Source organism: Bacillus salacetis, assembly GCF_049177075.1.
Taxonomy (GTDB): domain Bacteria; phylum Bacillota; class Bacilli; order Bacillales; family Bacillaceae_B; genus Rossellomorea; species Rossellomorea salacetis_A.
This window is the reverse complement of sequence record NZ_CP185377.1, coordinates 3,390,977-3,416,847: the sequence shown is the minus strand read 5'-3', so window position 1 is coordinate 3,416,847 and position 25,871 is coordinate 3,390,977. Positions and strand designations below refer to the sequence as shown.

The following is a 25,871-nucleotide window of genomic DNA, read 5'->3' as shown; positions in this document are numbered from 1 at the left end:
AAAAAGAAGGGGATGCTTGACTGAAGAAGGATATGTCCCATCAATCAAGAAGTAAGTAGTATAGTAATGTATTTTAAGGAGGGCTTTTAAATGAAAGTTTCTTATCATGGACATTCAGTTGTCAAAGTCGTTACAGAAAAACACACCATCCTGATCGACCCTTTCATCAACGGAAATGAACTTACCGACCTGAAGGCTGAAGAAGAAAAACCTGATGTGATCCTGCTGACACACGGGCATAATGATCATGTGGGCGATACAGTAGAGCTGGCAAAAAGAAATGATGCCCTTGTAGTAGCTCCATTTGAATTGGCTACATATTTAAGCTGGCAGGGAGTGAATACACATCCGCTTCATATTGGCGGCGGCTATGACTTCGACTTCGGAAGAGTGAAACTGACCCAGGCTTTCCATGGTTCTTCCTATGAGACAGAAGACAAACAAATCATTTATACAGGAATGCCAGCTGGAATCCTGCTCACAGTAGAAGGAAAAACAATCTATCATGCAGGGGATACAGCTCTTTTCTCAGATATGAAGCTAATCGGAATGCGCAATTCAATTGACTTGGCATTCCTGCCTATCGGAGATAATTTTACAATGGGACCGGACGATGCAGCTCTCGCAGCAGAGTATGTAAACGCTAAAACAGTGGTGCCTATACACTACAATACCTTCCCGCCAATCAAACAGGATCCTGAAAAATTTGTATCCATGTTGAAAGGGCAGGAAGGGAAAGTCATGAATGCAGGAGATGTCATTGAGCTTTGATAGAATATCAGAAGCACCGATCCGTTTTGGGTCGGTGTTTTTTAATCTTTGGCGGTGGCAAATGAGCCAGCCACAAAAAACTGTAATGGGTAACCCTCATAAAAGAAAAAGATTAATGAGAAGGGTTTGTCCGGCATACATATGAAACAAGCGTGAAAAAGGAGGAAGGATATGAAAAAGCAGCGATATTTGATTTGTTTGTTGCTTGCCGGGATGATGCTTTATTACGCTGTTCCCCGCTTGAATGTTTTAGCTGAAGGACTGCCGGGTTTATTCGCACTGAGCTGGCTTGCGTTTGCGGCCATAGTCATAGCAGGCAATTTGTCGGGATTGCTTTTTGCCCCCCGTACTTTCAAAGCTAAAGGTAATCAGCTGAGACCAAGGAAAGATAGAAGCAGAATGCGCTCTCTTGGCTGAGCATTAAGGAGAAAAATTGAAACGCCAGGCTTTTCACTTTATAATGAAAGGTATATTCAGGCAGTATAAAAAGGGTGAAAAGCTTGGCAACCAAACACGAACAAATCATAGAATATATCGACACACTCCCGATCGGAGAAAAAATATCCGTCAGGCAAATTGCCAAGGCATTGAATGTCAGTGAGGGAACAGCATACAGAGCCATTAAAGATGCCGAGACTAAAGGATATGTCAGCACTATTGAACGAGTCGGAACCATCAGGATTGAACGAAAGAAAAAAGACAACATTGAAAAGCTGACTTTTGCAGAAGTAGTCAATATCATTGATGGACAAGTTCTCGGTGGAAGAACAGGATTACATAAAATGCTGAATAAATTTGTCATCGGCGCAATGAAATTGGAAGCGATGATGCGTTATACAGAAGCGGGGAACCTCCTGATTGTCGGTAACCGGACACAGGCTCATGAACTTGCCTTGAAAGCAGGAGCGGCTGTTTTGATAACAGGCGGATTTGATACCGATGAAAGTGTAAAGAGGATCGCTGATGAACTGGAACTGCCGATCATTTCAACGAGTTATGATACTTTTACTGTAGCAGCGATGATCAACCGTGCTATCTATGATCAGTTGATTAAAAAAGATATTGTCCTGGTTGAGGATATTTTGACAGCTGAAGATAAGACGGTGTATTTACATGTTGGTGACACGCTGGAAGATTGGTATGAGAAAAATCAATCCACCTTTCACAGCCGCTTCCCTGTCATTGACAAGAATAGAAAAGTTCAGGGCATGGTGACGTCCAAGGACGTGATGGGGCAGGAAAAGGATGTGGCGATTGATAAGGTCATGACCAAGAAGCCGATCACGGTAAGGGCGAATACAAGTGTGGCGTCCGCTGCACACATGATGATATGGGAAGGGATCGAAGTCCTGCCGGTAGTCGATGACCACAACAGGCTTCAGGGGATCATCAGCCGCCAGGATGTATTGAAAGCGATGCAGATGATCCAGCGCCAGCCTCAGGTTGGAGAAACCATCGATGATAACATAACCAGCAACATGTCCTCATCCGATACGAAAGATTCAGATGAAGTAAGTTATCAATTCCCGGTTACCCCGCAAATGACGAATGGTCTCGGAACCATGTCATATGGAGTCTTTACGACCCTTGTCACTGAAGCCGCCAACAGGGCTTTGAAATACTATAAAAAAGGCGACCTGGTAGTCGAAAATATGACCGTGTATTTTATCAGGCCGGTCCAGATGGAAAGTATTATAGACATTCGTCCAAAGGTACTGGATGTTGGCCGTAAGTTCGGTAAAGTCGACGTGGAAGTCTATCATGAAACCGTGCTGGTTGGAAAAGCGATGATGATCTGCCAGCTGATTGATAAACATTAAGAAAAAACCTGCATTCCATTAGGATGCAGGTTTTGAGAATCTTATTGGTTATCCAGCTGCTCTGCTTCTTTCTGGGCCTGTGGAAGGAAATGTTTATACACCTTCCAGCCCATCCATGCACTGCCGAGGCCGATTATGATAAACACAGCAGCGATGATGTAAGTGAAAGTACTTTGAAATAGGAACAGCTGATTGATTCCAAACAGGGCGACAAATAATCCGAGGGCTATGCTGGATTTACCTGAAAGCCATTTTTTCTCGATGAATCTGCTGCTTCTTACCGATTTCACTTTATAGTAAATATAAAAAGAAAATGCAAGAATGATTAAAAATACAAATACAGGCATATCTTAAATCCTCCAAAAATATCGTTATAAATCTCCTTCTACTATTTTAACGGTATTCCTGCAGGATTCCAAATGAACGTTTTATGTCTAAAAAGGAGTTTGGCATGAAAGATAAAATTATTGAGACGATTAAAGAATATCAAACCATCATCGTTCACAGGCATGTAAGGCCTGACCCGGATGCTTATGGTTCACAGGGCGGGCTCGTGGAAATCTTGAAAGCTTCTTTCCCGGAAAAGGAAATTTACGCTGTCGGGGAAGAAGAACCGACGCTCCATTACTTAAGAAGGCTGGACAAGATTGAAGATGATGTATTCAAAGGAGCCTTGATCATCGTTTGTGATACAGCGAACTCGGCCAGGATTTGTGACGGCCGATATGAGATGGGAGACAAGCTGATCAAAATAGACCATCATCCAAACGAGGATCCTTATGGCGATTTGCTTTGGGTTGATACAGAAGCGAGCTCAGTCAGTGAAATGATATATTTACTCTATCAGCACGGCAAGGACCAGGGCCTTAAGATGACAACGGAAGCGGCAAGGCTCTTATATGGCGGCATTGTCGGCGATACCGGGAGATTCCTGTACCCAAGCACAACCCAGCGCACATTTGATGTGGCAGGAGAACTCATTCGTTATGATTTTGACCGGAATGACCTTTATAACAAAATGTATGAATCAGATCCTCAGGTATTGAAGCTGCAAGGCTACGTTCTCCAAAACTTCGAGATGCTGGAAAACAAGGTAGGCTGCATGATCATCACTAAAGAAATCCTGGAGCGTTTCAACCTTGTGCCGGCTGAAGCCTCATTGCTTGTAAGTTCCCTTGGGAATGTTAAAGGAATCAAAGCCTGGGTCTTTTTCATAGAAGAGAGCGACCAGATCAGGGTCCGTTTACGCTCTAAAGGACCAGTAATCAATACAGTTGCCAAAAAATATAACGGCGGCGGGCATCCACTTGCTGCAGGTGCATCCATCTTTGATTGGAAACAGAAGGATGAAGTGCTGAAAGACTTGATAGACGTTTGTAAAGAAAGTTAATAAGCATGGATGGGAGGGGATTCGCCTGGCGGCGATGAACCTCTTTTTTTCTGCCTATCCCCCAACAAAAAACACTCAGGGAAACAATCCCCTGAGTGTCATCTACCACTATCCATCGTACTCCAACTCCAGAATGATCTGGATGACTGTATAAAAGTAGATTTCCTTAATCTTGACTTTGTATCTTTTATCATTGATTTTAAGAGTCTTGTTCTCAATGGTCTTTTTAACAAGGTCCTTGTTCTTGTAAACAGAGTCCAGATCTTTTGCGAGAAGTGGGCTGAGATCGCCTTTGATTTCCTCTTCAGCTTCAAAGATACTGAGCGAGTCATCGATACGGTATTCCTTGGCGTTGACGATTTTCAGTTTGATGTCCTGGATGGTCAACAATTTGCTGTTCTCTTTATTGAGCTGCTTAAAATCCTCCTGCCAATGAGATATATCAACCTTCAAGTCACTGATTGTTTTCTGCTGTTTTTCAATCAAAGAAGTTTGTTCCTCCTGAAGCACTCCAAACATGAACAAGAAAATCATCCAGCTGATTATGCCGCCGATAAGGGCCCCTGCAAAGAATCTCTGCCATGCAGGCTGCCGGTAATAAGGAGGGATTCTCATGGTGAAATATGCTCCTGTGTAAGCCAATAGATGAAGAGCGCGGCTGTCTGGGCTCCTCCCATCGCAGCTAGAATAAGAAGAAACTGTTTGAACACTTCTTTTGTCTCACCGTTCAGAAAACCCTTCTCGAAACTGTAGAGCGTATCAAAAGTCCCGCCGATGGCCGCGATGATTGCCCAAATCCTTAATATGCTGGACAGACGGGAAATTTCAGTGAGCAGCGGCTGTCCTGTCATGAACGCCGCCAGGCCGCCGAGGAGGCAGCCTCCCAACAATACACCCATTGCAATAAAATAACTTTTGAAAAGCTCTGGAAAGAAAGCTTCCGCCATACTAATCAACTCCGAAAATAATAATCTTCTTCCATAACCGATACCTGAATCAGAGCTTCATTGTCCAAAAAATTCACTAGTAGTAAATATATATGGGACTGGCTGCTGACATATGAAGAATCCGGGAATGAAAAAAAGCGAACATATTTTCTTTTTCACTTATTGTTTTTTATAATGTAAGAAGGAGAATGAGAAAAGGAGTGTGAGTGCTCATGTCGTTTGTCCACTTGCAGGTGTCAAGCGCTTTTAGTTTATTATCGAGCACAGCTTCGATCAAAACGCTTGTACATAAAGCTGTACAGCATAACTACCGTGCGTTGGCCATAACGGATCGAAATGTGATGTATGGGGTGATTCCGTTTTATCAGGAATGCCTGAAAAATGGCATAAAGCCGATCATCGGAATGACGGCGGATATAATGAGCGAAAGTGAAGAAAAAAGCTTTCCGCTTGTCCTGCTGGCGAAAAATAATGCAGGCTATCGGAACCTGCTTAAAATATCAAGTGTGATTGGAACAAGAACCCCGGAAGGTATTCCATATAAATGGCTGAAAGGATACGGAGAAGGCCTTATTGGCATTACCCCTGGGATTGCGGGAGAAATAGAACAGCATTTGCTTGCGGGTGACTATGACAAGGCGGAGTCCGTTCTTCGCAGGATGCAGCAGGTTTTTGGTGAGGATTCCTTTTTTCTCTCGCTTCAGAATCATGGTCTGCCGGATGAGAATACACTAGCGGCAGCCTTCGAAAAGCTGGGGCAAAGAGCTGCAGTCAGACAGGTCGTGACAAATGATGTCCAATTTGTTGAGAAAGAGGATGCATTCGCCCACGAATGTCTTCTGGCCATCAGGGACGGCGTTAAGCTGGCAGATGATGAACGGGAAACACTGCCGAACGATCAGTATTATTTCAAAAGCAGGGATGAGATGCTCGATTTGTTCGGCGGTTATGTCGATGCATTAGAAAATACAATGAATGCAGCCAATCAATGCAACGTAGAGATTGCGTTTAACCAAAACCTCCTCCCAAAATACCCGCTGCCCACAGGTGAGTCAGCCGGCAATTACCTTCAGGGCATTTGCTTGCAAGGATTGAAAGAGAGAGGTTTGGAGAATGATCAAAGATACCTGGAAAGACTGAATTATGAATTGTCAGTGATTCAGAAGATGGGTTTCAATGATTACTTCCTGATTGTTTGGGATTTTATGAAGTTTGCCAGAGAACAGCACATCTTGACTGGACCGGGAAGGGGATCTGCAGCAGGTTCTCTTGTGTCATACGTGTTGAGGATAACGGATGTTGATCCGATTCGCCATGACCTGTTATTTGAGAGGTTCCTTAACCCAGAAAGAGTCTCCATGCCGGATATTGATATCGATTTCCCTGATTACCGCCGGGAAGAAGTGATTGAATATGTACACAAAAAGTACGGAGAATTGCATGTGGCCCAAATCATCACATTTGGAACCCTTGCAGCCAAAGCGGCTCTCAGGGATACGGCCAGGGTTTTTGGTTTTAACTCTAAGGAACTGGAGACGCTTTCGAGGTTTATATCATCAAGGCATGGAAGGTCTCTGAAAGCGGCCTATGACGAGTCTGCTGATTTTAGAAACTTCATCAATGAATCACAGCATAAACAGAGGTTATTCGAAACTGCTCTTAAATTGGAAGGGCTGCCGCGGCATGCTTCCACGCACGCGGCCGGTGTCATCATCAGTGAGAGGCCGCTGGTTGATTTAATCCCGATACAAGCTGGACAGGGAAGTGTCCATCTGACTCAATATCCAATGGAGATCCTTGAAGAGATAGGACTTTTAAAGATGGATTTTCTGGGGCTCAGAAACTTAACGATCCTCGACCGGATTGTGGCTTCTGTCAAGAAAGGGACAGGAAAGAGGGTGTCCCTGGATGACCTGCCTCAGAATGACCAAAAGACTTTCGAGCTTTTGAGCCAGGGGAGAACGGACGGTGTGTTCCAGCTGGAGTCAGAGGGCATGAAGAATGTCCTTGTGAAATTAAGGCCGAATTCTTTTGAGGATATCGTTGCGGTCAATGCTTTATTCAGACCGGGGCCAATGGAAAACATCCCATTATTTATTTCGAGGAAACATGGGGAGGAAAAGGTTGATTATCCCCATCCGGATTTGCAAGAGATCCTTGGGGTCACCTATGGGGTTATTGTTTATCAGGAACAAATCATGCAAATTGCCTCTAAGTTGGCCGGTTTTACTTTGGGAGAAGCCGATTTGCTCAGAAGGGCGGTCAGCAAAAAGAAACGGGATGTCTTGGACAGTGAACGAAAACACTTTATAGACGGTGCTCTTAACAAGGGGTATTCTCTTGAAACGGCAGAGGAAATTTATGACTTGATCGTGCGTTTCGCCAATTACGGGTTTAACCGTTCACATGCTGTTGCCTATAGTATGATTGCTTATCAGCTTGCCTATCTAAAAGCTAATTACCCTTCTTATTTTTTGGCCGCTCTGCTTACCTCTGTCATAGGGAATGATACCAAGGTGTCTCAATATATCCGTGAGGCGAAACAAAGTGATATCGATATTCTTCCACCATCCATAAATCTGAGCCAGTTTCCTTTTAAAGTGGAAAAAGGCGGGATTCGTTATAGTCTTGGCGCCATCAGAGGTGTGGGGGCTGCAGCGTTAAAAGAAATTTACCAGGAGAGGCAGGAAAAGCCTTTTGCCGACCTGTTTGATTTCTGCTTAAGGGTTTCACTTAAAGCGGTGAATAGAAAGACCTTGGAGTCTCTTGTGTTCTCAGGGGCCCTTGATGATTTCGGGGAAGATCGGGCGACTCTGCTTGCGAGTTTGGATGTGGCACTTGAGCACTCTGAACTGGTCAGGCCGCAGGATCAGGATTATGATCTTTTTCAAGAGGAAGAAGCTTTCTTTCTAAAACCGAAGTATAACGAAGTGGAAGAAATGCCCCTTGAGAAGAAACTCGAATACGAAAAACAAGTGCTCGGCCTTTATCTTTCCGACCATCCGGTTTCACCTTACGAAAAGCTGTTTAAAGACATTTCTGCCATCGACCTTTTTGACTTGGAGCCGGGCAACAAAAATATCAGGGCTGGTGTCTATATCACAGCAGTGAAGACCATACGGACCAAAAAAGGAGAAGTAATGGCCTTCATTACCATAAGCGATTCAAGCGGTGAAATGGAGGGTGTCGTTTTTCCAAATGCATTCCGTCAGTATTCAGCCGCCCTTAAAGAGGGGAATATTGTAATGATGGAAGGTTCTGTTGAGGAGCGGAATGAAAAACAGCAGCTTCTGGTCAATAAAGTGTACACCATCGATGAAGTGAAGAACCTTTCAGATGAAATCAATAAAAGGCTCTATTTGAAAGTAGATCATGCTGCAGGGGAAAAATTCGCTGCGGTGAAAGGGATTTTAAGAAAGTTCAAAGGCAAGACCCCGGTCATCGTTCATTTCGAGGAAGAGGGACGTACTGTTCAGCTTCCGAATAACCAGTGGGTCAATCCGACAGCCGAGTGCCTTCATGAATTGCGAGAGACTTTAGGCGGGAAAAATACGGTGTTGAAGTAGTATGTACCGAACATCCACAATTTCAATTTGATAATAATTCCTTTACTTACTACGGCATTTATTATATTGTTTAAAGGGAAAAGGGTGGTCTGACCACCTCTGCTATTATAAATTACTTAAAATAAATTAGCGCAAAAGCAGATACTTAAGGAGTGAACCAGCTTGTCATTACGTGAAGAAGCGTTGCACATGCACCGGGTAAACCAGGGGAAATTGGAATCGAAATCAAAAGTTGAAGTCAAGAATGCAAAGGATTTAAGTCTGGCTTATTCTCCAGGTGTAGCGGAACCATGTAAAGTGATTTACGACAAACCTGAAACTGTTTATGAATATACTATGAAAGGCAATATGGTAGCAGTTGTTTCCGATGGGACAGCTGTTCTTGGGCTGGGCAATATCGGCCCGTCAGCCGCACTTCCGGTTATGGAAGGAAAAGCCGTATTATTTAAGAGTTTCGCGGGAGTAGATGCATTTCCAATCTGTCTGGATACAAATGATGTGGACAAGATTGTCGAGACGGTCAAGTTGATGGAACCGACATTCGGCGGTGTGAACCTGGAGGATATCGCAGCACCGAACTGCTTTGTCATAGAAGAGCGATTAAAGAAAGAAACCAATATCCCGATTTTCCACGATGATCAGCATGGAACAGCCATTGTGACGGTGGCAGGACTTGTGAACGCCCTGAAGATTACAGGGAAAAAAATGTCTGAAATCAAGGTAGTGGCAAATGGAGCCGGCGCAGCCGGGATTGCGATCATCAAGCTTCTTCACAACTATGGAGTCCGCGATATCGTCATGTGTGATTCAAGAGGAGCCATTTATGAGGGACGCCCGGCTGGCATGAACGATATCAAAAATGAAGTAGCCAAGTTCACTAACCGCAGCCGTGTGGAAGGCGGCCTGGAAGATGTCATCAAGGAGGCGGATGTTTTCATCGGGGTTTCTGTTGCCGGTGCCTTGACGGAAGAAATGGTCCGCTCCATGAATGAAGACCCGGTTATCTTTGCTATGGCTAATCCAGTACCTGAAATCATGCCTGATAAGGCGAAAGCTGCAGGAGCAAAAGTTGTGGGAACAGGACGCTCCGACTTTCCTAACCAGGTAAATAACGTTTTGGCGTTTCCCGGTATTTTCAGGGGCGCTCTTGATGTGCGGGCAACCCATATCAATGAAAAAATGAAACAGGCTGCAGTAGAAGCAATAGCCTCACTTGTTGATGAGAAGGATTTGAATGAAGATTATGTCATACCAGCGCCATTCGATGCCCGTGTAGCACCGGCTGTAGCGGCAGCAGTAGCTCAGGCAGCGATGGAGACAGGTGTTGCAAGGCAGAAAGTCGATCCAGAAGAGGTGCGGAGAAAGACTGAACAGCTTGCAGTCATCGGAAAGGGTGAATGATCCAACCAATGGATTCACCGAAACCAAATTCCAAGATATTCATTGAAATCGTTAATAGAATCAGGGATATGATCTCGAAAGATGGTTTACAGCCTGGAGATAAAATCCCATCAGAGAGAGAGTTATCAGAACGCCTGAAAGCCGGGCGTTCTTCTATTAGAGAAGCTTTAAGGGCCCTGGAGCTGTTAGGGCTCATCGAAACTCGCCGCGGAGAAGGCACGTTCCTGAAAGACTTCAGGAACCATCAATTAGTTGAACTGCTGGGAACCTTTATCTTAAGGGAGGGCCAGGCAAGGGATGATGTAATCCTTACAAAGGAATGGCTGGAAAAAGAGAGTTTGAGGACAATTTTTCATTCCGGCCTGAGTCTGGAAACTCTGCAGCACTGCCTGGAGTCCGATGACCTCAAGACGGTAGACAGTTTTTTGAGGGAGATCATACATCAATCCAACAATCTGCTTGCGGAGAAGATTTGGTATATACTTTCCCAATATGGAGCAATGGTGGTAGAAGCAGTACCGATGGACCAAGATTATAAAGAGGCTTGCAGGGGTCTCATTCAATCTCTTCATGCAAAACAAGAAGATGAGATGTGGAAGTATTATTATCTGTTAAAAAAATAGGTCGATCCATCCTTATGACAGGGTGAAAGTTGTCGAGAAAATACCGACATGTTCCTACATCTTTTTTGCGGGAAGTAAGGTAGAGTGAATGAAAGCATGTCCCCATTCAAAATCATCAGCAGAATATATACTTTGTCCTTTAAGGGCAGTTACAGACACTAGTGTAAATAAGGAGGTTTCACTCTTGCTTAAGGATCTTTTTGTTAAAACGAAAAAGAAGAAGTATGCAACCATCCCCTCCGATGCGGCTAAACAAGACGTACCGGAAGGAATCATGACGAAATGTCCAAACTGTAAAAAAATCATGTATACAAAAGAGCTCCAAAAAAACCTGAAAGTCTGCCTGCATTGCGATTATCATCATAAGATGAATGCATTCGAACGAATGGACAGCTTTTTTGATGAAGGCACTTTCGAAGAATTGGATGCTGGTCTCGTCTCAGAGAATCCATTGAATTTCCCTGATTACATAGAAAAACTGGAAAAAGACCGTGAAAAAGCCAATATTAACGAGGCCGTTATTACCGGTGCGGGTAAGGTAAACGGATATGACGCAGTAGCGGCAATCATGGATTCCCGTTTCCGCATGGGGAGCATGGGTTCTGTTGTGGGCGAGAAAATTACGAGGGCGATTGAAGAGGCAGACAAAAGAAACTGCCCATTTATCATTTTCACCGCTTCAGGCGGGGCTAGAATGCAGGAAGGTGTCTTATCGTTGATGCAAATGGCCAAGACTTCTGTTGCTTTGAAGAGATTCAGTGATAATGGGGGATTGTTCATCTCGATAATGACCCATCCGACGACAGGGGGAGTATCAGCAAGTTTTGCATCCCTTGGCGATTATAACTTCGCGGAACCTGGCGCGCTGATTGGATTTGCAGGAAGAAGGATCATCGAGCAGACGATCCGGGAAGACCTTCCTGAAGATTTCCAGACGGCAGAATTCCTCTTGAAGCATGGGCAGCTGGATGATGTTATTTCACGATTGGACTTAAAGGAGAAGATCTCCAACATCCTGGAGATCCATCAATGGGACGGTGAACTGACATGGTAAATGAAATGGAATTTGAAAAACCGGTAACACAGTTGAGGAACAAGATTTCTGAGCTGAAGGAATTTACGAAGAAATCGGATGTGGATCTTTCATCTGAAATCGAAAAATTGGAGAACCGTTTGCAAAAGCTTGAAAATGATCTTTATGAAAATATGAAACCGTGGGACAGAGTCCAAGTTGCAAGGCATCCTAACAGACCGACAACACTCGACTATATCAGCCACCTGTTTACTGATTTTCATGAAATGCATGGTGACCGCCTTTATGGTGAGGATGAAGCGATTGTTGCCGGGATTGCGAAATTCAACGGACTTCCTGTGACAGTCATTGGCCATCAGCGCGGCAAGGACACGAAAGAGAATATCCGCCGCAACTTCGGGATGCCGCATCCGGAAGGGTACCGAAAAGCTTTGAGGCTGATGAAACAGGCGGATAAATTTGGCAGACCAATTATCTGCTTCATTGATACGAAGGGTGCTTATCCTGGGAAAGCTGCCGAAGAACGGGGACAGAGTGAAGCCATTGCGCGCAACCTGTTTGAAATGGCGGGCTTGAGTGTACCGGTCATCTGTATCGTCATCGGTGAAGGGGGAAGCGGCGGAGCTCTTGCACTGGGTGTGGGTAACCATATTCATATGCTGGAGAACTCCACCTATTCTGTTATTTCGCCAGAAGGTGCAGCAGCATTGCTTTGGAAAGATTCGACACAGGCTAAAAGAGCTGCTGAAACAATGAAAATCACTGCTCCCGACTTGAAAGAGCTGGGTGTGATCGATGAAATCATTCCAGAAGTAAAAGGCGGGGCTCACAGGGACGTAAAGGAACAGGCGGGCAGCATCGGCGAAGTGATCAAAACTTCATTAGAGCAGCTGGTACCGCAGTCTTCTGAACAGCTGGTCCAGAATCGTTATGAAAAATACAAATTAATGGGTGAATATTCAGTTTTAGATGAATATACAAGGGTAAATTCTTAAGCGTGGGTACTTTTCCACGCTTTTGCTTTTTTTAAAAGTAAGGATGCATGATTGGTCAAGCGATGATATGAAAACGCATTATTTTACAATGAAACGCTTTCAGTATTTTGATAATTTCGTCTTTTGTCTATTGCGTCCTATATTCGTTGTTCACTATCAATCTTCATGTTATTTTAGAAATAATCCATAGGTATTTTGCCTATAATAGTGAGTGTTGAACCTGTATCCCCGAAACTCTTCTTTGCAGCTCCCCAAAAAGCACAATAACAAATTTACTATACATAAGACATATTAAGAGGTGGTTATTTATGAAAAGAATAGGTGTATTGACAAGCGGCGGAGATTCACCGGGCATGAATGCGGCCGTAAGGGCAGTCGTCAGGCAGGCTATTTATCAAAACATGGAAGTATACGGTGTCTACCAGGGATATCAAGGCTTGATCACAGGCAATATCAAAAAGCTGGAATTGGGATCTGTCGGTGATATTATCCATCGCGGAGGTACAATGCTTTACACAGCCCGCTGTGAAGAATTCAAGACAAAAGAAGGTCAGCAAAAAGGCATTGAACAGCTTAAAAAGCATGGAATCGAAGGCTTGGTCGTTATAGGTGGAGACGGTTCTTACCGCGGAGCAAAAGCATTGACTGAATTGGGATACCCTTGTGTAGGTGTTCCGGGTACGATTGACAATGATATTCCGGGAACTGAATATACAATCGGCTTTGATACAGCATTGAATACCGTTATTGATGCTATCGATAAAATTCGTGATACTGCCACTTCCCATGAAAGAACCTTCATTGTTGAAGTAATGGGACGCAATGCCGGGGACCTGGCCCTTTGGTCCGGGCTTGCAGGCGGAGCAGAAACCATTCTTATTCCTGAAGACAATCATGACATGGACGATATTGCCAGCCGCCTTAGAAAAGGCCAGGAGCGCGGCAAGAAGCACAGTATCATCATAGTAGCAGAGGGTGTAATGAGCGGTAACGAATTTGCCGCAAAATTAAAAGAAGCAACCAATCTTGAGACTCGTGTGTCTGTACTTGGCCATATCCAGCGCGGGGGCTCCCCGACAGCTTCCGACCGTGTACTTGCGAGCCGTCTTGGTTCACATGCGGTTGACCTGCTTGCGGATGGCAAAGGCGGAAGAGCAGTTGGAATTGAGAAGAATCAACTTGTCGATTATGACATAATTGAAGCATTGGCTAAGGAACATGTGATAGATTTAAATATGTATAAACTTTCAAAAGAATTGTCTATCTAAAAGAGATGGGACGGCTTGAAAATGACAGGAAATATCCAGGAGGGCATGTAGTAATGAGAAAAACTAAAATTGTATGTACCATTGGACCGGCAAGTGAAACGGTTGAAAAATTAACAGAGCTGATTGAGGCAGGAATGAATGTAGCCCGTTTGAATTTTTCTCACGGAGACCATGAAGAGCATGGGGCGAGAATCAAAAACATCAGGACAGCTGCTGAGAAGACTGGAAAGACGATTGGAATCCTATTAGATACAAAGGGTCCTGAAATTCGTACGAACAACATGGAAAACGGAGCGATCGAACTTGAAAAAGGTTCAGAAGTGATTGTTTCCATGAAAGAGGTGCTGGGTACACCTGATAAGTTCTCCATCACATATGAAAGTTTAATTGATGATGTAGAAGCTGGATCTAAAATCCTTTTGGATGACGGATTGATCGGCCTTGAGGTCATCTCCCTTGATAAAAATGCAGGAGAGATCAAGACGAAAGTACTTAACTCAGGTACATTGAAGAATAAAAAAGGTGTCAACGTTCCGGGAGTTTCCGTCAATCTTCCTGGAATCACTGACAAGGATGCTAAAGATATCATTTTCGGTATCGAGCAAGGCGTTGATTTCATCGCAGCTTCCTTCGTGCGCCGTGCTTCAGATGTCTTGGAAATCCATCAGCTTTTGGAAGACCATAATGCAGGAAACATCCAAATCATCCCTAAGATCGAGAACCAGGAAGGCGTCGACAATATTGATGAAGTCCTTGAAGTTTCTGATGGTTTAATGGTAGCTCGTGGTGACCTTGGGGTAGAAATACCGGCAGAAGAGGTTCCGCTTGTACAAAAGGCATTAATTAAAAAATGTAATGCGCTGGGCAAGCCGGTCATCACAGCGACACAAATGCTTGATTCCATGCAGCGCAACCCGCGTCCAACAAGAGCGGAAGCTAGTGACGTGGCAAATGCTATCTTCGACGGAACGGACGCTATCATGCTTTCAGGTGAAACAGCAGCGGGTGCTTATCCTGTTGAAGCTGTTCAAACGATGCATAACATTGCTTCACGTGCAGAAACAGCACTTGATTATAAAGAAATCCTGTCCAATACCAGTAAAGATGCTGGACATAATATGACGGATGCCATTGGACAATCCGTTGCTCATACAGCCATCAATCTTTCTGTAAATGCCATTGTAGCTCCGACAGAAAGCGGGCATACAGCCAAAATGATCTCTAAATACCGTCCAAAGGCGCCAATCATTGCCGTTACAGCAAATGACTCTGTTTCCCGCAAGCTTGCTTTGGCATGGGGCGTTTACCCGCAAATGGGCCGGAAAGTTGAAACGACAGATGAAATGCTGGAAATGGCTGTCGAAGAGAGCGTTAACTCCGGATTGATCACCCATGGTGACCGAATCATCATTACAGCTGGTGTTCCAATCGGCGAATCTGGTACGACAAATCTTATGAAGATTCATGTTGTCGGTGATATCCTTGCAAAAGGCCAGGGGATTGGCCGCAAAACTGCATTTGGTAAAGCAGTAGTTGCAAGGAATGCAGCGGAAGCCAATGAAAAAGTACAGCCTGGCTCTGTATTAGTCACAGTTGGCAGTGACAAAGATATGGTTCCTGCTCTTGAGAAATGTGCTGCACTAATCACAGAAGAAGGCGGATTGACAAGCCATGCCGCTGTTGTTGGAATCAATATCGGCATCCCTGTCATCGTCGGAGTGGAAAATGCAACGTCCATTTTGAAAGACGGCCAGGAAATCACAGTTGATTCTTCCAGAGGTGTCATCTACGACGGACATGCAAGTGTATTATAATCGTTACTTCTAAAAAGTGATGTCTCCCATGAGGAGGCATCACTTTTTTTCAATGGTTGTTCAAATTGTTGCAAAATTGTCGCAGTCTGGCATCAGCTCATTCTGCCCGCATATGATATAATAGACACAGGTTGTCCAAAAAAATGGGGGAATCCAAAATAATGAGATATATGATGTTCTTTTTAATAGTAGTGCCTGCACTGGAAATTGGGCTCTTGATCCTTTCTGGACAGACATTCGGGGTGCCCGCGACAATTCTTATGATTATTGCCACAGGTGTCCTTGGTGCTTACCTGGCAAAAAAACAAGGCCTTCAAGCTATAAGAAGCGTTCAGGAACAAATCAGATTCGGCCAGCTTCCCGGCGATGCCATCGTTGATGGACTCTGCATCCTGGTAGGCGGAGTAGTCCTTCTTACTCCCGGATTTATAACAGACGCAATAGGGTTCTTTCTGTTATTTCCGCAAACCAGAAAGATCATTAAACCTTTCCTTTATAAACTGTTTAGAAAATGGATTGATAACGGCAACGTTATAATATATCGATAGCAGAAAGATCCGTTCGGTTTGAACGGATCTTTTTTTATGCCTCCAGCTGAACGTAAGAGTTTATCCAGAACATCCTTAAGAGGGGTGCTTAAGGACATCAACGACGAGAAACCTGAGTGAAAGTGTCTTGAGAGGAGTTCTAAAGGACATCGACAACTAGAAAACTGAGTGAAAGTGTCTTGAGGGAAGTTCTAAAGGACATCAATTACGAGAAACCCGGAGTGAAAGTGTCTTGAGAAGAGTTCTAAAGGGCATCAACGACGAGAAAAAAGAATGAAATTGCCTTGAGAGGGGTTCTAAAGGACATCAATGACGAGAAACCCAAGTAAAAGTGTCTTGAGAGGAGTTCTAAAGGACATCGACAATGAGAAAACCGTACTTGAAGCTGCTGCCCGATTGCATCTTAGAGGGGTACTTAAATAGTTTGCCGACCTATAAAAATACTCCCCAGAAAAGCTTTTGATAGTTGAACTGAAACTACCAAAAAATCTTCCAGGAGAGCTGTAAAAGGTTTATTCTTTTATGTCCGGCCGCCCTTTTATGAACGCCCATAAATCATGAAACACACCGGCATTTCTCAGTGTGGATAAGATGACCAAGGTGACAGGACCGAGTATGAGGCCGAGGAATCCGACAAGTTTGAATCCGACAAAAAGGGCGATTAATGTTGCCAATGGGTCCAGTCCAATGCTCGATGACAGCACTTTTGGTTCCATTATTTGTCTTTGGACCACCACAACCAGATAAAGGACACCGAGCCCGATTCCCAATCCGATATTCCCCGTGATCAACTCATAAATGATCCATGGGACAAAGACTGCTCCTGTCCCGAGATAGGGAAGGATATCCACCAGCCCTGTGACCAAGGCAATGGTGATGGCATAGTCCACACGAAGGATCAGAAGGCCGATCAGGACGATAACCGCTGTTATGGAAATCAGGGTGAACTGCGCACGGATAAATCCAAGCAGTGCTTTCTTTAAGTCGTCAAAAACCCTTCTTCCGCTGTCAGCCGCTTTTACAGGTACGTATTTAGAAAATCTATCAGAAAGATGATACCAATCTTTGCTGATGAAAAAGGTTGCCAAGGCAGAAAAAATTAAAACAGTAGCTGCATTTGGAATCCAGGAAACCAGATTAGGCAGTTTTTGAAAGAAGTTTTGCAGGAAGTCTCCTGCGGATGAAGCAATTCTTTCACCGGCAGCCTGGATATTTTCGAGGATGGCCCCTTGCTGTCCAGCTTCCAAATTCTTAAATAGGCCGCTGATCTGATGATAGAAAGGAATAACCTGTCCGGCAATAAAGTTTTCGAAGTATTCCACTAGGGTATTTACATGCTGGGGTACCACATTCCCAAGGTAGTTGGCTCCTGAAACGATTTCCGTGATCAGCAAGGTAATGAGGCCGATAAATATGGCTATGATCAGTATCAATGCTACAGCGACAGCGAGCCCCCGAGGCATTTTGGCTTTCGTTTCCAGGAAATTAACGATTGGATTAATTAGAAGGGCGATAACTAAAGCGATGATGAATGGATATGTTACTTTCGATATGTAAAAGATGGCTACCCCCGTTAAAACGACTACCGCTACGACAAATAAAAAGCGCAAGCAGCGGTAAAGAAATTCTAAATTCATTCATGTCCCCCCTGCCGGAATTTTCTATATATTACTATTATATTTTAGCTGAGGAAGGAAATGAAAGAAAGATAACTTTTTCCCTTCTACCAAATATACTTGGGGGTGAATTGCATATTCTTTCAATTCCTTGTAGGATGCTTGGTGTAATTTTTTGAGAAAGTATGGAAAAATATTAGTTTCCCTATATACTATCATTTATGTAAACCAGCCTGGAATAAAGCATGGATTATGGGAAAATATATTTTTAAGAATACGAACCAGACCTTGATATTTCAGTGTTTATTGGTCTTTTATATCAAATATCAATCCAAATTAGAGGAAAACGCAATACTATGTTACGATAAAGATGGAACTACTGTGGTTTATTTTTCTGATAAAATAATTATTATAGAAATTAATCCGTTTTCATTCACAAAAGTCAGATAATTGTTTATAATAGAAAATGAAAGCGCATCCCGTAATTTGAATCTGTATTATATTCAGAATTCACCATTGGTGTATGTGTGGTACTGTGTTGAGCGAGCGCTCGATAGCGTTAGTTATAAACAATTATAGGTATCTTTTGAAACAAGCCTATTTAAGAGATGAATGTTCTCTTGAAAGATGTTCATTTTATAAATGGACGACTGGCAATAATTCAAATAAAGGAGAGGTTTTTTATGACAGCAACTCGCGGATTAGAAGGTGTTGTAGCTACTACATCTTCAATCAGTTCAATCATTGATGATACCCTTACATATGTTGGATATAACATCGATGATCTGACAAACAATGCTAGCTTCGAAGAAATAATCTATTTATTATGGAATCTTAAATTGCCGACGGCTTCAGAGCTTGATCAGCTTAAAAAGGACCTGGCAGAAAATGCTGCCCTTCCTAAAGAAGTAATCGAGCACTTTAAAATGTATCCAATCAAAGATGTTCATCCGATGGCTGCATTAAGATCGGCTGTTTCATTGCTTGGTTTATACGATGAGGAAGCGGACGTTATGGAAGAAGGAGCAAACTTCCGCAAAGCGATCCGACTTCAAGCTAAAATCCCGACAATCGTTACATCATTCGCCCGTATCAGAAGCGGAAAAGAACCAATCGCTCCAAGAACTGATCTTGGTTTTGCTGCAAACTTCTTATACATGCTTACAGGCAATGAGCCTGCAGACATTGAAGTTGAAGCGTTCAACAAAGCTCTTGTTCTTCATGCGGACCATGAATTGAATGCATCCACTTTCACTGCGCGTGTATGTGTGGCGACACTGTCTGACGTATATTCCGGTGTGACTGCTGCTATCGGTGCATTGAAAGGACCTCTTCATGGCGGTGCCAACGAACAGGTTATGAAAATGCTTACTGAAATTGATTCAGTAGACAATGTAGAATCTGTCATCCGCCAAAAGCTGGATAACAAGGAAAAGATCATGGGCTTCGGCCACCGTGTTTACCAGCAGGGTGACCCAAGAGCGAAACATTTGAAAGAGATGTCCAAGAAGCTGACTGAGCTTAGGGGCGAAAGCAAATACTATGAAATGTCCACAAAGATAGAAGAGATCGTGACATCTGAAAAAGGACTGCCGCCAAATGTTGATTTCTATTCAGCTTCTGTGTATCACAGCCTTGGTATCGACCATGATCTGTTCACGCCGATCTTTGCGGTGAGCCGGGTGTCAGGATGGCTTGCACATATCCTTGAACAATATTCCAACAACCGTCTGATCCGTCCTCGTGCGGATTACATCGGGCCTGGGAAACAGGAATATGTTCCTGTAGATCAGCGCGGTTAATATTTTACAAAAAGCTTAATATCTGGTGTAATGACTATGGAAAAGGCTTTGCTTTTAAAAAGTCCGGCCTTTTCCGTCAACAATAAGCGGGTCTGATTCCAAAGGTTTTCACGCCTTTTGTCAGTCCCTTTAATCATGAATATGGAGGTAATATTATGTCTGAAGGTCAAAAAATTACTGTTGAAAATGGCAGCTTGAATGTGCCAAACAACCCAATCGTTCCTTTCATCGAAGGTGACGGAACTGGTCCTGATATCTGGGCTGCAGCTTCCCGTGTGCTGGATGCAGCAGTTGAAAAAGCATACAATGGTGAGCGCAAGCTTGTCTGGAAAGAAGTATTGGCTGGAGAAAAAGCCTACAATCAAACTGGCGAGTGGCTTCCAAGTGAGACACTTGATGCAGTGCGCGAATATTTCATCGCGATCAAAGGACCTCTTACAACACCAATCGGCGGCGGAATCCGTTCATTGAACGTTGCTCTTCGCCAAGAGTTGGACTTGTTCACATGTCTTCGCCCTGTACGTTATTTTGAAGGTGTTCCTTCACCTGTAAAACGTCCTGAAGATACAGACATGGTTATCTTCCGTGAAAACACAGAAGACATCTATGCAGGTATTGAATATGCAAAAGGTTCTGATGAAGTGAAGAAGGTTATCTCTTTCCTTCAAAATGAAATGGGCGTAAACAAAATCCGTTTCCCTGAAACTTCCGGTATCGGTATCAAGCCAGTATCTGAAGAAGGTACAAAACGTCTTGTACGCGCGGCTATCAACTATGCTATCACTGAAGGCCGTAAGTCTGTAACGCTTGTACATAAAGGTAACATCATGAAATTCACTGAGGGTGCCTTCAAGAACTGGGGTTACGAGCTTGCTGAACAAGAATTCGGCGAGAAAGTATTCACATGGGCTGAATATGACCGCATCAAGGATGAAAAAGGTACAGACGCTGCTAACCAGGCTCAATCTGAAGCAGAAGCAGCTGGCAAAATCATCGTGAAAGATGCAATCGCGGATATCTTCCTTCAGCAGATCCTTACTCGTCCTGCTGAGTTCGATGTAGTAGCTACGATGAACCTGAATGGTGACTATATCTCTGATGCACTTGCTGCACAAGTTGGAGGTATTGGAATCGCTCCTGGAGCAAATATTAATTACGATACAGGACATGCGATCTTCGAAGCAACTCATGGTACAGCACCTAAATATGCTGGACAGGATAAAGTTAACCCATCTTCAGTAATCCTTTCTGGTGTACTTATGCTTGAACACCTTGGCTGGAACGAAGCTGCTACAATGATTACAAAATCTATGGAAAAAACAATTGCTTCTAAAGTTGTAACATATGACTTCGCTCGTCTAATGGACGGCGCTACAGAAGTTAAATGTTCTGAGTTCGGTACAGCATTAATCGAAAACATGTAATTTCATAATCCATTCATTTGAGTGAAAACGAGCCGGCTTGCATTTATGCAAGCCTTCTCTTTTAAAAAACTAATAATGGGGGCGATTCTTATGGCAATCAGACGTAAGAAAATTTCAGTTATCGGCGGCGGATTCACAGGGGCTACAACAGCTTTGATGCTAGCTCAGAAAGAATTGGGCGATGTAGTGCTGGTCGACATTCCACAAATGGAAGATCCCACTAAGGGAAAAGCGTTGGATATGGCAGAAGCCAGCCCGGTCCAAGGGTTCGATGCGAAAATCACCGGAACCTCAAACTATGAAGATACAAAGGAATCTGATATCGTCGTCATTACGGCTGGAATTGCACGCAAGCCAGGCATGAGCCGTGATGACCTTGTGCAGACGAACCAGAAGATCATGAAGTCCGTTACTCAGGAAATCGTGAAGTATTCTCCTGAGAGTATCATCATCGTTCTGACAAACCCGGTAGATGCAATGACTTACACTGTATTCAAAGAATCAGGATTCCCTAAAAACCGTGTCATCGGGCAATCGGGTGTATTGGATACAGCCCGCTTCCGTACATTTGTTGCCCAGGAATTGAACCTGTCTGTAAAAGACATAACCGGGTTCGTTCTGGGCGGACATGGCGATGATATGGTTCCGCTGGTACGCTATTCCTACGCTGGCGGAATTCCATTGGAAAAGTTAATTCCTAAAGACCGCCTGGATGCCATCGTTGAACGCACGCGTAAAGGCGGCGGTGAAATTGTCGGCCTGTTAGGAAACGGAAGTGCCTATTATGCTCCTGCCGCTTCACTTGTTCAAATGGCAGAAGCGATTCTCAAGGACCAGCGCAGGGTCATCCCGGCTATCGCATATCTTGAAGGCGAGTATGGTTTCGAAGGAATCTATCTCGGTGTACCGACTATCCTGGGCGGCAATGGTCTTGAACAGATCATCGAACTAGACTTGGAAGAAGAAGAAAAAGCAGCACTCTCGAAGTCTGCAGACTCTGTTAAAAATGTAATGGATGTTTTAAAATAATAGAAAGGGGAACCGAATTCGATTGTCTGAATTCGGTTTCTTTTTTTGTTTATACCGACATCAAAAGAGGTGCTGGAGGAAAATGATGTCCCCAAAGAGGGTCTATGCCATCATAAAAAGAGGAGCTGGTGAAAATGACGTCCTCAAAGAGGGCCTATCTGGATTTTGTGCCCAAAAGAACTAATTTCAGTTTCCCTGAAAAATTCCCCTTTGTAAGGTTATACTATTAATGGTAATATATAAATAGACAGACAATAAAGAGTATTTATTCTATTCTTAATTGTAAACGGTTACAACGGAGGTGCACCAGCATGTTATTAGGTAAAAAACGCAAGCCGGGCAGAAAGATTGATGACATTTCAGTAGGTGAAAAGTTGACATTGACAGAAAAGATCGAAGACAAAGATCTGCTTCTGTATCTGGGATTGACCAATGATGCAAATCCTTTATACATACAGCATGATTATGCTTCACAGACTCCATTCAAGAAGCCATTAGTACCAGGGATTATGCTGACTGGGATCATCAGTTCTGCTGTTTCAAAATATTTGCCGGGACCGGGTTCTCACATCATGAAACAGGAACTCGAGTTTCCTAAGCCTGTTTATCATTATGATACGGTACAATTTCTTTTTGAGGTAAAGAATATAGACAGCAGCAGTCACCTTGTTACGATTGATGTGATTGCCACAAATGAACAGGAGGAGACTGTCATCAGGGGAACGATCGATGTCTGCCCTCCGCATAAACTTGAAAAAATGAATGGAAGTGCCCTGGAAAACTTCTGATTTTTATTATAAGAGACCAATCAGCACAGCTGGTTGGTCTTTTTTTTGTTAATGGAAGGATTCTCAAGAGGAAATCAATTAAAGGAATGGGAATGTGATCTTTGTTTATATTATAATAAAATCATAATTGAATATTTTTTGGATGATGGGGTTTTTAATACAGGTATACGGAGGAACACTTTAATGAGTAAAAAGATTCTTGTAGTCGACGATGAACAATCAATTGTCACACTGCTGAAGTACAACCTTGAACAAGCCGGTTACACAGTCATAACCGCCCACGATGGTGAGGAAGGAAGGGATCTGGCGTTGGAACATCAGCCTGATTTGATGATCCTCGATCTGATGCTTCCTAAAATTGATGGGATTGAAGTGTGTAAACAAATCCGCCAGCAAAAGGTGATGGTTCCGATTCTGATGCTTACAGCAAAGGATGATGAATTTGATAAGGTGCTGGGGCTTGAACTAGGGGCAGATGATTATATGACCAAGCCGTTCAGCCCTCGTGAAGTGATGGCAAGGGTGAAAGCAATTTTGCGCAGAAGCCAGGCAGTAATTGATGCTACAGAACATCTGCGTGCAGAACAAAAAGAGTTCCTGCAAGTAGGTGAATTAAAAGTTTATCCTGAACAATACGAGGCTTATTTTACCGGTGAATTGTTAGAATTGACTCCAAAGGAATTCGAGCTTCTTCTGTATCTGGCAGAAAACCGGGGCAGGGTTTTGACACGCGACCAGCTGCTAAGTGCTGTCTGGAATTATGACTTTGCAGGCGATACAAGAATCGTTGATGTACATATCAGCCACTTAAGGGAAAAGATCGAAACCAATACGAAAAAGCCGGACTATATAAAAACAATCAGAGGTTTGGGCTATAAGCTGGAAGAGCAGAAAGGTTCATGATCAGATTCAGGTCAAGGCTCTTGTTTGCTCTGATCATGCTGATCATTGTCGTGCTTATCGGCCTTGGTTTGCTGCTGGGGCAGATTTTCAAGAGCTATTATCTTCAATCTTTTAATAACAGAATCGAGAAAGAGGCGAAACTGGTTGTAAATGAGGTCATCACGTCGCAGCAGCCGGAATCGATTTCAGGGGAACAGATAGAGGAAATCAGCCGTTTGCTTGATATCCGTGTAACAATCACGGGCCCCGGGGGGAATATCTTGAAGGACAGCGGTCCGTTTGCGGACATTGATACAGAAAAGCAAAATGAGGCTATTGCTGAGATAGCAGAAGATTGGAACAGCGGCCTTGAGCAGACCGAATTAATGAGAAATGGGAGTGAGGTTGTTTATTATTGGCAGCCGATTGGCGATGGTGAGGAATCATCTCTGCTCATTCTAAGTTCCCGGATAGATATTCTGGTTGCGGGCTATAAACAAATATGGGCGGTCCTTTCCATTTCGCTCGGTCTTTCTTTGGTTATTATCATAATGCTGGGCACAAGAATAACTGCCCGTTACACGAAACCGATCGACTCTGCAACACAAGTGGCTATGGAACTGGCCAAAGGAAATTATCGAGCCAGAACCTATGAGGACCGGATGGATGAGACCAGTATGCTGAGTACTTCCATTAATATATTGGCCCGAAATCTGCAGGAAATGACATCTGCACAGGAAATCCAGCAGAACCGCTTGACTACATTGATAGAGAACATGGGCAGCGGGCTGCTGCTGATTGACCATAGGGGTTTCGCCGTATTGACCAACAAGGCATTCAAGGAGTTCTTCTCCGTTGATTCAGAACGTATCACCAATAAACGATACTACGAGCTCATTCAATTTCCTGAGGTAAATAAATTAGTCGAAGAAATTTTCATGACTGAGCAAAATCTTAGAAAGCAACTGTTCCTTCCACTCAAGATTGAAAGACGGCACTTTGAGGTATACGGAGCGCCCATTATAGGAACCAAAGAAGAATGGAAAGGCATTGTCCTTGTTTTCCATGATATCACCGAGCTGAAGAAACTGGAGCAGATGAGGAAAGATTTTGTCGCCAACGTCTCCCACGAGCTCAGAACTCCGATCACATCTATTAAAGGCTTTAGTGAAACATTGTTAGACGGTGCGATGAATGATAAAGACACGCTCGAAATGTTCCTTAATATTATCCTGCGTGAAAGCGATCGGCTTCAATCCTTGATCACTGACTTACTGGACCTATCTAAAATGGAGAAACAGGGTTTTCAACTCAATGTTCATGAGGCAGATATCCGTGGGATCCTGGAAGATGTTGTAACGATACTCGAAAAAAAACCGGAGAAAAAGGATATTGAGCTTGTTCTGCATGCAGATGAGCCTGTGGTGGCAGAGGTTGATGGATTCAGAATCAAACAGGTTTTTATCAACTTGATCGGAAATGCCATCATCTATACTCCTGCCGGCGGAGAGGTGTCGGTTTCCTTAAGTCAGACGGATTCGACTGTGATCATCGAAGTCCGGGATAACGGAATTGGGATCGAGGAGGAAGAAATCCCCCGTATTTTTGAGAGGTTTTACAGGGTGGATAAAGCCAGGAGCCGTGACTCGGGGGGAACTGGGCTTGGTTTGGCTATTGTAAAACATTTAATCGAGGCTCACGGCGGAAATATCCAGGTGGAAAGTAAAGTGAATGAAGGCACGGCCTTCACGGTCACATTGAAAAAAAGTTTTCCTGAGGACCGCTCTGAAAATATTTATTCAGTAAAAATGTAACTTTACACAGGCTTTACAATATTTTCAATTCAGCTTAATAAAAGGGTGTTACTATACTAAGTGAAAACCCCTTCATCCAAGGAGCCATGAAAAGGTGAGAACCTACCCCGTTCTCACCTTTTCTATTTTTTGCCCTAATCTAGTAGATTTCCGTTTGAATCCGTACGGCGCTGAACGGCCGCTTCCGCTTTATAATCAATCCAGCTCCAGCGGCCAGCGCCTAGCGGATTTCGGTCTGCCTCCTTGCGATAAGTCAACATCAGCTCACTACGTTCACTGTGTTTCCTTTATCTCATGCAGCAGCCCTCCAATCCGTACGGCGCTGAACGGCCGCTTCCGC

22 protein-coding genes are annotated in these 25,871 nt (G+C 43.7%); 18 read left to right on the top strand and 4 right to left on the bottom strand.

Features of this window, described 5'->3' with window-relative positions:
- Positions 1–90 precede the first annotated feature (90 nt).
- From ACOJQI_RS17850 to ACOJQI_RS17840, 3 genes are all read left to right on the top strand, one after another.
- Positions 91–771, top strand: a complete 681-nt coding sequence (locus ACOJQI_RS17850) for a metal-dependent hydrolase (protein WP_421380461.1) — start codon at positions 91–93, stop codon at positions 769–771.
- 171 nt (positions 772–942) lie between these two features.
- Positions 943–1,188, top strand: coding sequence for a hypothetical protein (locus tag ACOJQI_RS17845; RefSeq protein ID WP_421380458.1), 246 nt, complete (start codon positions 943–945; stop codon positions 1,186–1,188).
- Between the two features lie 83 nt (positions 1,189–1,271).
- Positions 1,272–2,591, top strand: coding sequence for a DRTGG domain-containing protein (locus ACOJQI_RS17840; protein ID WP_421380455.1), 1,320 nt, complete (start codon positions 1,272–1,274; stop codon positions 2,589–2,591).
- Positions 2,592–2,632: 41 nt separating this feature from the next.
- Here ACOJQI_RS17840 and ACOJQI_RS17835 read toward each other — a convergent pair whose 3' ends face one another.
- On the bottom strand, positions 2,633–2,938 hold the full coding sequence (locus ACOJQI_RS17835) for a YtpI family protein (protein WP_421380453.1): 306 nt from the start codon (positions 2,936–2,938) through the stop codon (positions 2,633–2,635).
- A gap of 104 nt (positions 2,939–3,042) precedes the next feature.
- Between ACOJQI_RS17835 and ACOJQI_RS17830 the strand changes: the two genes are divergently transcribed.
- Positions 3,043–3,981 carry a DHH family phosphoesterase gene (locus ACOJQI_RS17830; RefSeq protein ID WP_421380451.1) on the top strand — a complete coding sequence of 313 codons (939 nt, stop codon included), beginning with the start codon at positions 3,043–3,045 and terminating at the stop codon, positions 3,979–3,981.
- 108 nt (positions 3,982–4,089) lie between these two features.
- On the opposite strand, the gene ytrI is transcribed toward ACOJQI_RS17830, so the two are convergent.
- Together ytrI and ACOJQI_RS17820 are read right to left on the bottom strand one after the other, a co-directional pair.
- Positions 4,090–4,596: a sporulation membrane protein YtrI gene (gene ytrI / locus ACOJQI_RS17825; RefSeq protein WP_421380449.1), complete on the bottom strand. Its 507-nt coding sequence runs from the start codon at positions 4,594–4,596 to the stop codon at positions 4,090–4,092.
- Entirely contained in the window at positions 4,593–4,928 is a 336-nt protein-coding gene (locus ACOJQI_RS17820; RefSeq protein WP_409251616.1) for a YtrH family sporulation protein, read from the bottom strand. Before ACOJQI_RS17820 ends, ytrI begins: the two co-directional genes overlap by 4 nt.
- Before the next feature lie 212 nt (positions 4,929–5,140).
- On the opposite strand from ACOJQI_RS17820, the gene dnaE reads away from it, so the two are divergent.
- The 8 genes from dnaE to ACOJQI_RS17780 all read left to right on the top strand — a co-directional run bounded on the left by dnaE (position 5,141) and on the right by ACOJQI_RS17780 (position 16,176).
- Complete coding sequence (gene dnaE, locus ACOJQI_RS17815) at positions 5,141–8,494, top strand: DNA polymerase III subunit alpha (RefSeq protein ID WP_421380447.1); 3,354 nt, start codon at positions 5,141–5,143, stop codon at positions 8,492–8,494.
- A 162-nt stretch (positions 8,495–8,656) separates the two neighbouring features.
- On the top strand, positions 8,657–9,895 hold the full coding sequence (locus tag ACOJQI_RS17810; RefSeq protein WP_421380445.1) for an NAD(P)-dependent malic enzyme: 1,239 nt from the start codon (positions 8,657–8,659) through the stop codon (positions 9,893–9,895).
- A complete protein-coding gene (locus ACOJQI_RS17805; protein ID WP_421380443.1) occupies positions 9,892–10,518 on the top strand; it encodes a FadR/GntR family transcriptional regulator in 627 nt (208 codons plus the stop codon). Before ACOJQI_RS17810 ends, ACOJQI_RS17805 begins: the two co-directional genes overlap by 4 nt.
- Before the next feature lie 184 nt (positions 10,519–10,702).
- Positions 10,703–11,572: an acetyl-CoA carboxylase, carboxyltransferase subunit beta gene (gene accD, locus ACOJQI_RS17800; protein WP_421380440.1), complete on the top strand. Its 870-nt coding sequence runs from the start codon at positions 10,703–10,705 to the stop codon at positions 11,570–11,572.
- Complete coding sequence (gene accA / locus ACOJQI_RS17795) at positions 11,566–12,546, top strand: acetyl-CoA carboxylase carboxyl transferase subunit alpha (protein ID WP_421380438.1); 981 nt, start codon at positions 11,566–11,568, stop codon at positions 12,544–12,546. The genes accD and accA overlap by 7 nt, the downstream gene beginning before the upstream one ends.
- 308 nt (positions 12,547–12,854) lie before the next feature.
- Positions 12,855–13,814, top strand: coding sequence for a 6-phosphofructokinase (pfkA, locus tag ACOJQI_RS17790; protein ID WP_421380436.1), 960 nt, complete (start codon positions 12,855–12,857; stop codon positions 13,812–13,814).
- 53 nt (positions 13,815–13,867) lie between these two features.
- Positions 13,868–15,628: a pyruvate kinase gene (gene pyk / locus ACOJQI_RS17785; RefSeq protein WP_421380434.1), complete on the top strand. Its 1,761-nt coding sequence runs from the start codon at positions 13,868–13,870 to the stop codon at positions 15,626–15,628.
- 161 nt (positions 15,629–15,789) lie between these two features.
- Positions 15,790–16,176 (top strand): FxsA family protein, encoded by a 387-nt coding sequence (locus tag ACOJQI_RS17780; protein ID WP_421380432.1) that lies wholly within the window; start codon positions 15,790–15,792, stop codon positions 16,174–16,176.
- Between the two features lie 512 nt (positions 16,177–16,688).
- Here ACOJQI_RS17780 and ytvI read toward each other — a convergent pair.
- Positions 16,689–17,813: a sporulation integral membrane protein YtvI gene (gene ytvI, locus ACOJQI_RS17775; protein ID WP_421380430.1), complete on the bottom strand. Its 1,125-nt coding sequence runs from the start codon at positions 17,811–17,813 to the stop codon at positions 16,689–16,691.
- Between the two features lie 662 nt (positions 17,814–18,475).
- Here ytvI and citZ point away from each other — a divergent pair.
- From citZ to pnpS, 6 genes are all read left to right on the top strand, one after another.
- Positions 18,476–19,594 (top strand): citrate synthase, encoded by a 1,119-nt coding sequence (gene citZ, locus ACOJQI_RS17770; RefSeq protein ID WP_421380427.1) that lies wholly within the window; start codon positions 18,476–18,478, stop codon positions 19,592–19,594.
- Positions 19,595–19,749: 155 nt separating this feature from the next.
- The gene (gene icd / locus ACOJQI_RS17765; protein WP_421380425.1) at positions 19,750–21,018 is read left to right on the top strand and encodes an NADP-dependent isocitrate dehydrogenase; all 1,269 of its coding nucleotides are present in this window, start codon (positions 19,750–19,752) and stop codon (positions 21,016–21,018) included.
- 90 nt (positions 21,019–21,108) lie between these two features.
- The gene (mdh, locus tag ACOJQI_RS17760; RefSeq protein WP_421380423.1) at positions 21,109–22,047 is read left to right on the top strand and encodes a malate dehydrogenase; all 939 of its coding nucleotides are present in this window, start codon (positions 21,109–21,111) and stop codon (positions 22,045–22,047) included.
- A 311-nt stretch (positions 22,048–22,358) separates the two neighbouring features.
- Complete coding sequence (locus tag ACOJQI_RS17755) at positions 22,359–22,835, top strand: MaoC/PaaZ C-terminal domain-containing protein (RefSeq protein ID WP_421380421.1); 477 nt, start codon at positions 22,359–22,361, stop codon at positions 22,833–22,835.
- 183 nt (positions 22,836–23,018) lie between these two features.
- Positions 23,019–23,738 carry a response regulator transcription factor gene (locus tag ACOJQI_RS17750; protein ID WP_421380419.1) on the top strand — a complete coding sequence of 240 codons (720 nt, stop codon included), beginning with the start codon at positions 23,019–23,021 and terminating at the stop codon, positions 23,736–23,738.
- Positions 23,735–25,531, top strand: a complete 1,797-nt coding sequence (gene pnpS / locus ACOJQI_RS17745; protein ID WP_421380417.1) for a two-component system histidine kinase PnpS — start codon at positions 23,735–23,737, stop codon at positions 25,529–25,531. Before ACOJQI_RS17750 ends, pnpS begins: the two co-directional genes overlap by 4 nt.
- Positions 25,532–25,871 lie beyond the last annotated feature (340 nt).